13 protein-coding genes are annotated in these 15,357 nt (G+C 32.2%); all 13 read right to left on the reverse strand.

Annotated elements, in window-relative coordinates:
* Positions 1 to 65: 65 nt before the first annotated feature.
* Complete coding sequence (locus R9X47_RS07880) at positions 66 to 773, reverse strand: Firmicu-CTERM sorting domain-containing protein (RefSeq protein WP_432666239.1); 708 nt, start codon at positions 771 to 773, stop codon at positions 66 to 68.
* A gap of 68 nt (positions 774 to 841) precedes the next feature.
* The gene (locus R9X47_RS07885; RefSeq protein ID WP_432666241.1) at positions 842 to 1,615 is read right to left on the reverse strand and encodes a glycosyltransferase family 2 protein; all 774 of its coding nucleotides are present in this window, start codon (positions 1,613 to 1,615) and stop codon (positions 842 to 844) included.
* Complete coding sequence (locus R9X47_RS07890) at positions 1,608 to 2,951, reverse strand: TIGR03111 family XrtG-associated glycosyltransferase (RefSeq protein ID WP_432666243.1); 1,344 nt, start codon at positions 2,949 to 2,951, stop codon at positions 1,608 to 1,610. Before R9X47_RS07890 ends, R9X47_RS07885 begins: the two co-directional genes overlap by 8 nt.
* A complete protein-coding gene (xrtG, locus tag R9X47_RS07895; protein WP_432666246.1) occupies positions 2,951 to 3,532 on the reverse strand; it encodes an exosortase family protein XrtG in 582 nt (193 codons plus the stop codon). The genes R9X47_RS07890 and xrtG overlap by 1 nt, the downstream gene beginning before the upstream one ends.
* A 7-nt stretch (positions 3,533 to 3,539) precedes the next feature.
* The gene (locus tag R9X47_RS07900) at positions 3,540 to 6,035 is read right to left on the reverse strand and encodes a 6-pyruvoyl-tetrahydropterin synthase-related protein (protein ID WP_432666247.1); all 2,496 of its coding nucleotides are present in this window, start codon (positions 6,033 to 6,035) and stop codon (positions 3,540 to 3,542) included.
* Positions 6,036 to 6,046: 11 nt separating this feature from the next.
* Positions 6,047 to 6,406, reverse strand: a complete 360-nt coding sequence (locus R9X47_RS07905) for a 6-carboxytetrahydropterin synthase (RefSeq protein ID WP_432666248.1) — start codon at positions 6,404 to 6,406, stop codon at positions 6,047 to 6,049.
* 2 nt (positions 6,407 to 6,408) lie between these two features.
* Positions 6,409 to 6,792, reverse strand: coding sequence for a GtrA family protein (locus R9X47_RS07910; RefSeq protein WP_432667603.1), 384 nt, complete (start codon positions 6,790 to 6,792; stop codon positions 6,409 to 6,411).
* Positions 6,793 to 7,205: 413 nt separating this feature from the next.
* Complete coding sequence (locus R9X47_RS07915) at positions 7,206 to 9,278, reverse strand: CotH kinase family protein (RefSeq protein WP_432666249.1); 2,073 nt, start codon at positions 9,276 to 9,278, stop codon at positions 7,206 to 7,208.
* 49 nt (positions 9,279 to 9,327) lie between these two features.
* Positions 9,328 to 10,008 carry a DUF4956 domain-containing protein gene (locus tag R9X47_RS07920; RefSeq protein ID WP_432666251.1) on the reverse strand — a complete coding sequence of 227 codons (681 nt, stop codon included), beginning with the start codon at positions 10,006 to 10,008 and terminating at the stop codon, positions 9,328 to 9,330.
* Between the two features lie 26 nt (positions 10,009 to 10,034).
* On the reverse strand, positions 10,035 to 10,739 hold the full coding sequence (locus tag R9X47_RS07925; RefSeq protein WP_432666252.1) for a polyphosphate polymerase domain-containing protein: 705 nt from the start codon (positions 10,737 to 10,739) through the stop codon (positions 10,035 to 10,037).
* Positions 10,740 to 10,769: 30 nt separating this feature from the next.
* Entirely contained in the window at positions 10,770 to 12,491 is a 1,722-nt protein-coding gene (locus tag R9X47_RS07930; protein ID WP_432666253.1) for a CotH kinase family protein, read from the reverse strand.
* Positions 12,492 to 12,496: 5 nt separating this feature from the next.
* On the reverse strand, positions 12,497 to 13,942 hold the full coding sequence (gene pelG / locus R9X47_RS07935; RefSeq protein ID WP_432666254.1) for an exopolysaccharide Pel transporter PelG: 1,446 nt from the start codon (positions 13,940 to 13,942) through the stop codon (positions 12,497 to 12,499).
* Complete coding sequence (gene pelF, locus R9X47_RS07940) at positions 13,923 to 15,353, reverse strand: GT4 family glycosyltransferase PelF (protein ID WP_432666256.1); 1,431 nt, start codon at positions 15,351 to 15,353, stop codon at positions 13,923 to 13,925. Before pelF ends, pelG begins: the two co-directional genes overlap by 20 nt.
* Positions 15,354 to 15,357 lie beyond the last annotated feature (4 nt).

Here is a 15,357-nt window from a genome sequence, read left to right on the forward strand (position 1 = left end):
GATTTTTGCTAGGTCTCATTCTGTGGGTTCCTTCATATACTTTTAAATAAAATATTATTATATTCTTAAGCCTTCGCATTACTCTTAGTCCTATTTTTATAAGTTTTGTAGCCGATAAATGAAATAAAAGCAAAAAATACTATAGCCGACATTTGCCAATAGGTAGATCCCGTAGTCATAACTATTGGCTTTCCATTTGCAATCCAATCGTAGGGGTATAGACCCCTTTTATAGGATTTAATATCGAATGCAGACTTTAGCATAAACTTAATCTCTTTATTCTCTCCTTCAAGCCCTACTCTCTCTAATGGGATTCTAAACTCAACTCTTTTATTATTCCTAGATGCCGACATGCTACTTTCAATTCTCTCACCATTTAGATAAACTTTAATGGGGTTTCCTTTATTATTCTGTCTATAATTATGATCAGTACTTATATCAAACTTCACATACTTTTCTTTTTTAAAATCTGATGCTATATAGTAATTATACTTCTTATTATATTCGAACTTAGTAGGAATCACACCATACATTTTCCATCCTCTTTCTGCATTTAAAATCAATAAGTCAAAATCCCATGACTGATATCTTCCACCATTTCTCCGCTCCACATATAGGTACAGATATTCATCATCAGCAAAATATCTTACTTCGGTGAAATTCAGTGATGAGCTCACTATATCTCGTTTATAATCAGATACGTATGGCTTATCCTTCCAATCTCCAAAGCTACCATCTATTTCTATTTCCTGTGGATTCTGTAATCCCTTCAAGGCAAAGACCTCCGTCGAGAGGGAAATAGTGAACAGTAGTATGAGTATTATAATTATTAGTCCTTTTTTCAAAATATCCCCTCATTCGTTGACTTTTTTAGCCGTCCTATAGTAATCAAGCTTCTATTAACTGTCTTAAATACCTTCATTTTACTTTCTCCACCCTTTAGCTGATACTTTAAAATAAAGGGTACTTCCCCAATTTTAAAACCTTCGGCATTAAGCTTGAATAGAAGCTCCATCATGCATGCAAAGCCTCTTTCATCTAAAATTCTTCTATTATATTTCTGGGATAAAGATTCCAGTGCTGAAATTTTATACAATCTATATCCACATGTATAATCCCTTACCCCTTTAATATTAAGGGTAAGGCCATAGACTATCCTTGCACCATAGGATAAAAATCTTCTGAAGAATGATAGTCCTTCAACCCCTGATCCCGATCTATATCTTGAGGCTATTACGCAGTCTAGCTTTTCCTTTATCAATTTATCAATCATGGAATGGATATAGTACGGTGAATGTGTTAAATCCGCATCCATAATACAGAGCAATCCATCACTTCCCTTAGATAGTACATATCTTACCCCTGTGTTTAATACTTCCCCTAGCCCCTTATTTACTCCATGGCTCAGCACAGTTATATTATCGTAGTGTCTTTCCAAGTACCTAGATATCTTTAAGGTATTATCTTGGCTTCCGTCATCAACAATCACAATATTTAGCGAAATGTTCTGCTCTAATAATTTACTCTCTTGATTCTTCCATTCTTTTATTAGCTCTTTAATATTTTCTTCTTCATTATAGCAAGGTAAAACTATATATAAATTCTCTTTATCCATTGTTAACCCATTCCTTCGCTCTATAGTATAGATATAATCTTTTTCTTAACCTTTTCATAACGATACTTCTTTCCTCAGAAAATGTTTTAGTATTCCAAGTAGCGTATTTTTGGGCTGAGTTTATTATGCCGGCTACTCTCATTAAAAAGCCTATGAACCTATATAGAGGCAGTAGTAATACTATATAGCAGTGTTTTTTCATATACCTTTCTACACCAACCTGATTTTTTAAATATAGTCTAGATACAGAAAAATAAATGAAAGAGTTTAGAACATAGGCTAAATACATTATTATATTGGCACCAACTATAAGCTCTAGAGGATAATCAAGAAATGCCAGATAAACCATGGCAAAAACCCAGATAAGTCTTGGAAACACAAGAGTATGATCCTTAACCAGTGTATATTTCAAAACATTTTTAAGTCCTCTATTATTCTTTTTCGCTATATCCTTAAACAAGGACGATACCTCTACCTGACCCCTCTGCCATCTTTGCCTCTGGATATATAGCCTGTCTATATTTTCAATAGGGTCTAAGTAGAAAAAGGATTCTTCACATAGAGCTATTTTTCCCTTTAGAAATTCTCTAATCTGAGATGTCATATGGGTATCTTCTCCTAAGGTCTCATTGTTATAAAGCTGAGTTTTCAAAACAATGTCCTTTCTAAAGCATGAAAATGCTCCCGCAAGGGTAAACATTCGGTTCTTCTCAGATTGAAAACCCCTTCCTACTAAAAATGCCTCCGAATATTCAAATAGCTCGCAGCGCTGTAATAATCTCAAGAATCTACTCTCAGTTTTTTCTATTAAATCCTTATCGATAAGAATAACTCCTGTCATTGCATTAATATCTGGATTATTTTCAAATTTCTCAACTATCTTAAGCACTGCGTTTTTATCTAGTACACCATCGGAATCTATGTTTATTACATACTTTCCCTCTGACATGTACAAGCCTTTATTTAAGGCCTTGGCCTTACCTTGAGATGAATCTATCCACCATAGTCTAAGCTTTGGATTCTTCCCTTGAACTTCACAAAATACCTTGTAGGCATTATCTCTTACACCATTATTTATAAGAATAACCTGCAGGTTCTGGATAGGATAGTTTTGATTTGCTATGGATTCCAGACAGCTTTCTATAGTTTTTTCAGAATTATACACGGGAACCAATATTGTCACATGGGGGTAAAAGTCTATCTTCATTTTTGCTTTTTTGAAATATCCTGTTAGTACAATAAGGCCACCCCTAAGACCAGCCATAATATCTACAAGTAGTGGGATAACAAGCCAGATACCCCAAAATAGAAACTGTCTTATTAATTCCTGATTCATTACATCTCACCTACCTTCTGATACTTCAATTGGGTAGATGTGAACACAAAATAATATAATAGTACTGAAAATGCGAAAAACAGTATTCTTGCTAATAAGGTGTGAACTATATAATATGACGATGCTCCAAAGAGCTTTAACATAATCACAATAAATACTATCCTAATGATATTTGCAATATAAAGATAAATGTTTCCAGCTATTATAGATACAGATTTTCTTGTTATACCTCCAAAGGGAAAGAATAGTGCAAGTGATGTAAATACAAGCATTTCAATCACCCCTGAACACTCATAATTTATAATCATAGAAACAATGCCGTCAGCAGTATCTATTGAAATTATTGAGTTTCCTTTAAAAACTTCAAAAAGTCCCGTAACTTGTTCAATCATAATTAAGGCATTTGTAATTAAAGTATTTAGAACCTTGTCAAAGTGAGGTAGAAAAAATATCATACTGATTGTAAATACTCCAACACTTCCTGCTAAGAATTTAAAGAAGTACATTTTAGAATTTCTAAATATTAAAAAGGCAAACCCCCATACCATTACTATTAAAATAAATAATAAGAGCTTCTCCATAAATTTATCACCTACTGTCTAAAATACTTTTATTTCTCTTAATAACTACCGTTAAACCTATAGTTATTAGCAAAAATATTAATGAAAGTACTATCCCAGTTTTAAGATAAGGATAAATTATCTTAATCGTAAGTTTTGGCGTTTTTAGATAAATAAGATTATTGATTACGTCGTAATCTCCGTCAACTCTAACAAATCCATCTAAAGCCGCTAGAGGCAATACTATATTTGATTTTCCACCGGTTACCTCTATTATGCTACCTTCTCTTTTAACTCTTAGGCGATAAATCTTCCTATGTGGCACTTCAAATGCATTAAGATCAAACAGATCCTCTAGTATTTCTAAAGCTTCTACATCCTTAGTTAAGAATGTATAATAGGGTAAATTCAGTCCGATAAATATCAAATTATCATTATCTTTTCTTCCAATATAGTTGATTATTTTATGTTCTATAACTCCGTAGCTTTCTGTATCTTCAACCCCATTTAGAAATGAAGTTCTCCAATTTCTATACTCCCTCGGAAACTCCTTCATATCTAGTCTTTCGTTTTTATAATAAATCTCTCCATAATTATCCCTTATAGTAATCGGCTCAGCCCTTACATCTAGAAATTCATTGCCTTCAAATCCAGTGATATCAATTATAACTTTTACTCCGCTGCGTGAAAGCTTTAGTATTAAACTCTCTGCAGCATTCTGATTCCTAAACTTAAATCCCGATAAGAAAACCATCTTGTTATCCCTTAATTCATCATAGGTATAGTCATCTATAAATTCACTATCTAGAGTCTGAATTTTTGGAAAGAAATATATAACATTGGATGAATATCGCCCTATAGCCACACCTTCATAACTAACTTCACTACCAAATTTACTTATGTCTGGATACTTGTATATAATCACTTCTTCGTCTTCTTCATACTGATCATATCCCACAGCCTTAGCTGCTCCTTTTAGAGTTTCAAAATCATTTATTAGCCTCTTTCTTACAACTAATGTATCAGCTCCTAACTCTAAAGCTCTATCAAACATTAGATCATAGTATCCATTCTCTAAGGCAGTATTTAATGCAACTATGTTTTCAGAAGTAGTAGCTCCTTGCCATGCCCATCCATATATCTGATCTCTAACTCCATCAACAGGGTTATAGGCAATATAATAGCTTGGAAATGAACCAAAGCTTGAACTATCTAAAACTCCAATTCTTTGGGTAGCTATTTCTGATGCCCTGTCAAATATTTTAGCTTGGTCAAGGGGAAATTCTCTGTTAAAGCCGAGGGCATGAAATGAAGCTAGAGAATCTATTAACAGCAATCCTACTATGAGTATCAGAAGACTCTTCCTTAGGCTCTTCCATAGAATCAAGGCTAAAATAATCATTGCCATAGCAATCGATGTAAATCTCCTCATCCAGAAAAGTTGATTCATTGGTAGCTTTTGCAAGACTGGTAAAGCAGCCTTTGTTGTTCCTAATAGAACAATTATAGCTGTAATAAATGGAGCTCTTTCATCCTTGTTAGAGAATAGGAATCCAAAACCTGCAACTATAGCAAATGCTAAACCGAAATAATACACTTCAATATATTCAAACCTCAATAAGGGATTGAGGGAAATTCTAAATGGATACGTCAGACTCTCCATAACACTTGCAACCGCTTCCCTATTCAGTCCTATGATTCCTCCCTTTAGAGCTGGATACAGCCAAAACGAAACGATCATTGTCCCTAAGAAGGCATATATTAATGCCAATATATTATTAAAATACTTTTTGCTAAATACTGAATTGATACATGCAAGTATAAAAAGCGAAATTCCTACCATAGCCGTTATCATGGCATGGCATAATGTCATAATTCCCATTACAAATGTCAAAAAGAGGTAGTTACTAATTCTCTTCTCCTGTATAGATTTGTAATAATAAAGAAATACAAAGGGAATTAAGCTATTTACAATTACAAAGGGAATATTCCCTTCAGAAAATAGTACTCTTAAATTGTCAGGAACGAAAAACCAGAGAATAGCAACAACTAAGGACAGGTTATGTCTATTTGTATAACAACCCCAGCATAGCCATCCAATTCCTCCTAGTATAAAAACAAACATAATGAAAACATTGTAGGTTGTTACTATGTTGTTGGTAAACAGATTTATAATTGCTAAAATATAGTACGGAAGTGGCGCCCAATATCTAAAGGGCTGTATTCCATTGTACCAGCTTTCATTATAGTTTAAAAACCATTTTCCTTTCTTAAAGGCATCATATAGGATATTGCCTTTAAAAAGGTGACCATATGTGTCCGATCCCCAGGGATATCTTCCTGTCTTATTTATCATTACTAAGGTAAATAGTGCAAAAGCGGTTAGAATAATAAGATTCCTTATAAATAATTGCTTAGCTTTGCCTCTTCCTATACATATTAAACAAATCTTCGTATTTCTTAACTTCCTAACAGTGTCTAGATTTAATACCCTATCAATCTTTCTATCCCCATTCCCTTTCAAGCTCCTCACCTCTACTGGGCTTCAATAATATAGGTTCTCGTAGGGTTCTCACTAATTTCTACGGTTTTAAAATATAAATCCTTCTTGTCCAATAGCTTTTTTATATCTTTATATAGGATTTTTCCTATATTCTCCATAGTAGGATTTACATCCATAAACTCCTCTAGTTCATTTAAATATTTTCCCTCATAGTTAGCAAAATATTTATCAAGTTCCTTTTCAAACTGACTAAAATTCACTATTTCAGTAGTCCTAGAACCAAAGGAAATCGCTATTTCCCAGGTGTGAGGATGAATATTTGATGCTTTATCATCAAATATTACAGAATGTCTAGCATTGATATAAAACTTAAATCTATAATAGGTTTTCACTTCTATCCCACCTTGACTGGAGTCAGTTCTTTTTCCAATGTTATTTTTCTTATAAAATACGTTATGAAAAATGGCACCACTATTGACAATACCTTTGCAAAACTAAAAGACAGGTTTAAAAAATCAAAACTAACCCATATGGTAATATTAGCTAGTGTTAAACCAATAAAAAAAGTGATTATATAGATTGCAAAGGATTTTATATGCTTATTATTTGTAAAAATAAATTTCATAGAAGTAAAATATTGAAATATAAAGCCACAAAATATTCCCAAATTAGTTGAAAAAAGATAATTTAGTCCAATTTTCTCGTATAACAAATAGGAGAGATAGAAATCTATAACAGTGGCAGCACATGAAACTATAAAGTACTTAACAATATTCATTTTTAAAAACTTTGAAATCAAGTTCTCACTCCATTCTTTCAAGAAGAAGCATGTTTGATTTTATGTCAACTTTATTCAATTTAAAATATACTCAAATCTTGAAGTCCCAAATCATTTCAATATACTAAAAGCAAAACTTTTTTCTTCCAATACTACATTTTTACATAATTATACACTATAATGATAGTTCATTCTCGCACACCTTTCAATAGTAATAATATGTCACAATAGTAAATTTTAGTTGTTTACATAATATCAAGAATTGCTGCTATCAATTGCATTTCTCCTGTTCTAAATTATAATTTCAAACTAGTTTTATTGGCTTTTTATGAATAAAATACCAAAGTCAAAAAGAGAAGGGGCTGTCTCATAAATGAATCTTATGAGTACAGCCCTTCTCTTTTTATGTGTACTTATTTACTAGGCAGTTTTAAAAGCTTACCAGTAGGTATATTATTAATATCTTCTATATTATTCAATTTTCTTATTTCTTCTATCATACCTTGGTGACCATAAAATCTCATGCTAACATAAAATAGTGTTTCACCTGCTTTCAAGGTATATGTTTCGTAGGACTCATTAGTATTTTTATCACTCTCAATATCCTTGTCATCACTTAATGAGTTCTTGCCTTTCTTCAATTGATCTAGTTCATCATCCGCTACTTCCTTCTCAATAGGTTTTGCTTCTGTCATAGCCGTAGTATTATCTATTCTTGTAGGCTCGTCCTTTTGGCTTTCTGAATCTGTCCCTCTTTCTCCGAATATAGATAGGGTCATTCTGTCATCAATTCTAAACTTCTCTAAGCCATAATACTTATCTCCATATTCATCTCTAAAAATGTTATATGCAATTTGTGAATTTCCCTTTCCATCCTTTGCTATTACACGCCAATAGTATATTCCTTTTTTAAGACCTTTGATTTCATATTTTGAGTCTTTAATGTCCTTAGCAGCTTTAACAATTGTCAAAAAATCTTTATCCTTGCTCAGTTCAAAATCATAGTATAGGTCATCTTGCTGTATGTCGTACGCTTCTTCCCAAGTAAAAATTAATTTATTGTCAACATATTTAGGCTCTTTTAAATTAAAGGGCATGGGGCTTTCTAATAACTCATAGTAATAAAGGCGATTTCTCTCCGTTAATTCAGGTAGTTCTTTATATTCTCGTTTATAATCATCCAGAGTGATAGGTAAGTATTTTAAATCGGGCAACTTTGTAATATTTGATAGCATAATATCGTAATATCCATCTAGAAATTCTTTAGTTTGTTTCTTGTTAACTATATCACTTAATTCGTCAATCTTCTTATTTAAAGCTTCAATATTTTTAGGATCTCTAAAGAACCTTTTATGAAGCACGTTATTCCAATACATTTGCAAGCCTTTTTGCCATTTAGGTCTATCCTCGTTAAGTGTCCATGCTCCATCAAATTTTGATGCCATAAAGTACCATTTATTTGAATTCAAAGGGCTATATAGTAAGAAGTCCTCGTTTGCCCTTTCATAATTGTCAAATAGAATATTTATTGCTATCCAAGTTAAATAATTTTCTTTATCAAAATGTTTCTCTATAACCTCATTAATATCTTGACTGTAATCATTGACATCATCAAGCATCTCAATAAGCTTTTTGTGGTCTTCACTTCCCTTTATTTCTAGTATTTCTTCAAAATTTTTCTTAGAAAAGCTTTTATCTTTCTTGTTTTTTATATTCTCTGGATATCGTTGAAACTTAAAATCCTCAGCCTTATATAGATTACCATTTGGGTCTAATCCATGACTCTTTAAAAATAGCTTGTTAGGTTGCTCAATCTGAGTAAAAAAGCCATAATCTTTAAAGGTATCATCTGGAGCCGGGGCAGATAAGTCCTTTATAAATAGCCTCACAAAACGCGTTCTAAGGCTAGTGATATTCGGTATGATTTTAAGATAATCATAGGATAATCTACTACGTATGCGAAGAGAATCCGAGTAATGCTTATTAAGATTAATAATATTTTGATTATGCCATAGGCCTTCTCTATCAAACAACCTAACCTTAAATGACTTTTGAAGGTCTTTTCTTGATGAGCTTCCTCTTATTTCAAGGGTAGCATTTGGTTCCCTTATAAAAATTCCATTTTGAAATAGTTTTTTGTCCCCATCTTCAAAGAAAATTTCGAGTTTAGGCTTTGGCCCATCATCTTCTTGGTTATAGTTTAAAAGCCACTTAAAACTATTGTCATTATTTTCGGATCCATCCTTAGATTTTAAGATAGTGACAAATATACTATCCACCTCGAGTTTTTCGTCATCTTTATAGACATCTGGATTTTCAGTTATACCATTAATTTCGAGGGGATTTACCCAACTTGCCTCATCATAGGTTTCATAAAGAACTCTTTGACTCTTAAAATCTTCATATAGAGTAAAAAGGTATATTCCAAAATATACAGTGGCACAAGTTAACACAGAAATAATACCTAGCTTCATCCAGCGCCTCATGATGTCTTCCTCCATTTCACCAAGCTAATACTTTAAGAATTAATTACTCTTATTCAGCATAATCGCCATTATATTTCACTAGTATCGCACTATCTACTCCCTCTATATCCGATAAACTTTCTACATAGGAAGTATTCTCACCGACTTTTCTCAGTTCAATAGTTAGCTCCGTTTTCCCATTTGCAACTGTTTTAGACTTCAAGACATAATTTAATTTATTGAGTATCGATATAACGTCTTTTTTGGCTTCTTCACCATACTTAATTATCAGAAGATATGTAGTAATATGGAACTTCTTACGAGACATGATCAGCAATACTATACCTATAAACAACGAACCACCAAGGGCTACAGAGTAAATCCCTGCTCCTGAGGCTATTCCTCCTGAAATTGCCCAAAACATAAATACAATATCCTTTGGATCCTTTATAGCCGCTCTGAATCTTACGATACTTAGAGCACCTACCATACCTAGTGACAATACTATATTTGAGCTGATTGTCATAATAACTAACGAAGTAACTAAACACAACAAAACTAATGATGTATTAAATCCATGGCTATATACAACCCCTTGAAAGGTAATCTTGTATATATAGAATATAAATAAAGCAACTACTAAAGTAATGGTAAGACCTATTAGGATATTGATTAGTGATAGATCTGCAAAGTTATTAAGTTCAAGTATGCTCTTTTTAAAAATATCTTCGAATCCTAGTCTATTGTCCATTATGTCCTCCTTTAAAGCATTATAGTCTATTTCAAACTATTGATTACATTTCTGCACATTACGTATTTAGATGCTGCAGATATATTATGACTACATATCTGAATTAAGTTATGAATATGTGTAGGTAAAAAAGCATCATATTTAACCTCTAAGATCATTATTGGCTTATCGAAAATCATTTTTGTAGCAACTTTATCATCGAATACATCATATGAATTGATGCCCGCTCTCAAGTTTTTATCAAAGGTAATCCTAACATTTCCCGACTCACATATATAGGCTTCCCTATCATAATCAACTATTACAGCTGGTTTAAGTAATTTAGTCCTTTTCTCAATATATAACTCCCTAAGAAGCTTATTACCTGAGTTCATCAAAAACTCATAATTACCATCTATAAGTTTATAAAACTCTTCTTTGGTAATTCTAACTGACTCCTTGCCGATATATTGTCCGTACTTACTCTTTTTCTCCAACTTAATAATTTTATCGCTAATATTGTAAATTCTTACTCTATATTTCTTTCGCTTAAATATTCCAAGTTCTTTTTCATTAAAGGCACTGTTATACATATCATCAAAGTATAGACTGCGGATATGATAACCATCATCGATAGTACCATTCTCGTCTTTCTTCATACCAGCTAAAAGCCTCTTTTTCAAATAAGTATATTCATGTTCATTGATGAAATACTTTAGTTCATGCCGAAGCATTCTTTGTCCATAGTTCATTGTTCCTCCTTGTATGTCAGTGGCATATATTTACTGAATAATGATCCTTTTAGATCCAGTAATTTCTTTACCATCTTCTCTAACTAAGTCAAATGCTTCCTGCCAATTTCCCTTTGAATCATAGGCTATTACTTTCCAGAAATATTCTCCTGGATTTAGACCATCTACTTTACAGTTAGTACTTTTCAAATCTTTATAATTTACTATAATATTCTTAAACTCATAGTCTGAACTTAGTATAAACTCGTAGCTTAAATCATCCGCCTGCAAGTCATATGATGGGGACCAGTTAAAACTATAGCTTCCATCTCTATTCTTGGGCTCTCCGAGAAAAAAAGGCATTGGATTTTCTAAGGATTCATAGTAGTACTTTTTGTTTTTTTCTGTTATTCCGGCAATAGAATAGTAGTCTTTTTCGAATTTTACTGGTGTGCTCTCAATATAATCTACGTCAGGAGATTTAAAGACACTCTTCTTGACTAAGCCATAATAGCTATCTAGAAACTTACTGGTATTTTCCTCATTGATTGTATTTGATAACTCCTCAATTTTTTTACTTAGTTCTTCAACATTATTTGCATCTTTAAAAAATCTGTTGAAGAGCACCATCCCCCAATAGGTTGACAGGCCTTTTCTCCATTTACCTCTAAATACCTTTTCACTCCATGCTCCGTCATAATCCCAAGGAATAAAAAACCACTTATCGGAATTCAATGGACTATATAGTAAAAAGTTTCGACTGTTTGTGTCGTAATTGTTAATAAGAATATTTACCCCTACCCATGTTAATAGGTTATCTCTGTCAAAATATTTATCAACTACCTCATTTATATCTCTATTGTAGTTATTAACGGCTTCAAGCATCTCAATAAGCTTCTTATGATCATCATTTCCTCTCATTTCAAGAATTTCTTCAAATTTATTATTATCATAGGTTATATCTTCCTTGGTTTTTAATTTATCTGGATATCTAAAAAACTCGAAATATTCCGCTTTGTATAATTGAGCATTTGGATCAAGATTATGTCTCTTCAAAAATCTTTTGTTGGATTGCTCAATGAAGGTAAATAATCCATAGCTTCTAAATTTATCATCCTGATTTTCCGAAGATAAATCTCTAATATATAGCTCCACGAATCGTGTTCGCAGACTGACAAAGTCGGGAAGCATTTCGAAATAGTCAAAGGACAGCTTATTTCTTATTCTCAAGGGGTCTGAAGAGTGTTTATTTAGATTAATGGTTTTGAAACCCTTCCATTTCTCGGTATTATCAAATAGCTTTATTTTATAAGACTTTTGGTTATAAAAACGTGATGATTGTCCTCTAATTTCCATGGTAGCATTTGGCACATAGGTTGAATTATTATCTTTATTAAGTTGTTTACCGCTAAATACAATTTCGACTACAGGGTCCATATCGTCGCTGACATGATCTTTATTCGCATTGTTTATATTAGCATTTAAGTCCTCTAAAGTAACAGCATCGTTACTTTGTGGAGGTAAAACGGTTACGTAAAGCTTATCTACCTGTGAATCTTCATCTTCACTATAAATTTCTTCATTATCAACAAGTTTAACTGTATTCAAAGGGTTACTTATCTTTTTTTCTTTATCAGGTTTTTGGGCTCCATTACTTTTATCTGAATAGTTTAATTTAAAATCTTTTCTTTCTTCTATGGATAAACTTGAAAACATAATAACCGAAAGTAGGATAAAAAAACCAAGACCTAGTCCCCAACTTCTTTTCTTCATGAAACTTAGCCTCCAATTTTATTTATTCTATCGATTAAGCCTGTTAATAGACCCTCATCTTTTTCCTCCCAAGATACCTGGATACAGAAAACATAGTATTCGATATTCTTGAGATACCTTCTTAGCATAACTATTGAGTATATTAGTGACAACAACCCCGACATAAAAAAGCCTAAACCGTAGTATACTTCACCTAAATAAACAGTCACTATAGTAAATAAAGCACTTGTAATCATAAAGTGAGCCGCTACTAAACAGGCATCTTTTTTATTGTCATAATACAACAATATAGTCATGACGACGAACATAATTATAGTGCAGTAGTATCCTAAGATCAATATATTAAACATATCAATCATATTCGCAGTAAATCCAACAAATGGCAAAAGTTTTATTCCTAATATTATAAATCCTATGGAGAAAAAAAGTTGTATCTCCATGATATAAATCAGTTCTCTATATATAATTTTTATCATTTCTTTTTTCGCTACTTCTAGATCTTCATAGCATGCACCATTATTAACTAGATAGAAGTAGTTTCTATATTTTTCATAAAAGGCAGTTTCCACTTTTACAACGAATATAACCATTGTTGGCATTATACTCAGAAAAGCATAGAAAGCCGGAATGTCATAGGAAGGTGCATAAACATATGTAGACTCTACAATATGGTTTACCTGAGTAAGACTCCAGAAAACAAAATTGTGCATGTACAGTCCCAATGTATAAAAAACATTTGTAAAAAAAATCAAACGGTACTTATTAAAGTATTTTATATAGTTAAAGTATAGTGTGCTTTTTTCTCTAAAGTATTGTTGAACTTCAAGTGCTAGTAATATAATAACTATCAAAATGCATATATCAAAGGCTATTAAAACCGATAGAATCTCATCAAGCGTTGTATACTTGGTTAATACATAGCCCATTATGACTGCTGCAAATGTACCATATAAGAAGCTATATGCTACTCTTTTAAAATTATCAACTGCTGATATATACACACTTAAAACCATCTCAATAACCAACTCTACAAACAGCATATATGCAAAAAATTTATAAACAGTATCTAAAGGAGATCTAAGGTAAAATATAAATCCTATTATAGCCGAAACTATAAGTATAAAAGCTATTGACCCATATAGGGCTGGCAGGATATCCTCTTTCCTTTCCATGTATAGCTTATCCGAGAGATATCTAGACAACATCATACAGTAACCACTTGATATAATAACTGCAAAAATAAAAGAATACATTATTGTCGCCTGTAATATTTCCCTTCTATACCTCTCTACGCCAATATATTTTAAAAGGAATTGTAAAAAGGTTATTACTATAACACTAATTACAATAGGACCAATGGTTACAAATATGGAATACAGATAAGCCCTTACTTTAGCAAGTAGCCCTTTATTTTTATAGAGTTTTTTTAATTCAAATCCTATTCCTGCCATTCGTTTCACTTCCAAACTGTTTATACAATTCTCTATAGTTTTCAATAAGGTCATCTTTTCTATAAAAATTCGAAATCCTATTAAATGCATTTTGCCCCATTTCAATTCGCAGTTTTTCATCATTGCAGAGCTTTATGATGGACTGTGCAATCCCGACATAATCCATTACATATTCAATAAATCCAGCTTGTCCATAATGGTCTTGCCTTCCAAATAAAAGGTCTCTACAATCGCCAACATTTGTGCATACATGGGGTTTTTTAGCAGCCATTCCCTCCATTACTGCTAATGGCTGTCCTTCACTTATACTGGTCAAAACAAGCACATCCATTTTTCCAATATATTCAGATATATTTACTGTTCCTGTAAAATAGACATCTTGCAAATTCATTTGTTCTGCTAATAGAAGACATTCCTCATAATAATCATTGTCTTCTTCTGTCGGCCCCATAATATAAAACTTAGCATTTCTAATTTCGTTTTTTACAATATTGAAACTCTGCAGCATTGTCTTAATATCCTTGATTGGGACCACTCTAATTATTGCTCCTATATTAATGCTATCGCCCTGCTTTTCATCAGAAATTTTACTAAATCTTGAAACATCTACACCATTAGGAATTATACGAATCTTTTCTTCAGGACATCCCAATTCTATTTGAAGCTCTTTATTAGTGCGAAATAACGATGTAACAGTATCAGAATAATTATAGGCACATCTTGAAAGATTATAAAAATAGTTAATCCAAAGTTCTTTATAGTATCCTTTAACCCAATCTGCCTTTATGATTTCTTCTTCTCTCTCTCGTGTATATATTCCATGTTCTGTCAATATAAATGGTCTTTTATGTAAATGCTTTGCCTTACTTGCCAAAATCCCAGCATATCCGGTGGAAACACTATGATATAAGTCAGCTTTAGGTATCTCTTGCATAAGTAAGTAAAACAATATTAGATACATCGACCGCATAGTCCACAAAAACTCTGTAAAGGGAGTATAGGGATATGTAGTAATGTACATTTCCTTTACTAAGTCAAAAAAATTTTTACTCATAAAGAACTCCGATGCATGGTTAAATTCTGCATCCCTAAAAAAGTCGAATACATTTCCCCATAAAGAACTATCTCCATTTAATAAACCCTTTAATCCATCATATTTCTCTTTACTCAGCTTATACTTTCTACCTTTGTTTCTATCTGTAAGCTTTATGCTATCTAAAAAAACGTCTTTTACATCTATTATGTTTTCAGGCAGCTTATATTTAAAATTTCCCTTACATCTGGATTCAGCACCTATGGCATAAATAATAAATTCATGTTCAGGAAAGGATCTAATTATTGTATTAATCCAGCTCGATACACCACCTAATATATAGGGATAGCTTCCTTCTGCAAATATGCAAATACGCATTGTA

The sequence above is a fragment of the Wukongibacter baidiensis genome (assembly GCF_050888315.1).
GTDB lineage: Bacteria > Bacillota > Clostridia > Peptostreptococcales > Caminicellaceae > Wukongibacter > Wukongibacter baidiensis.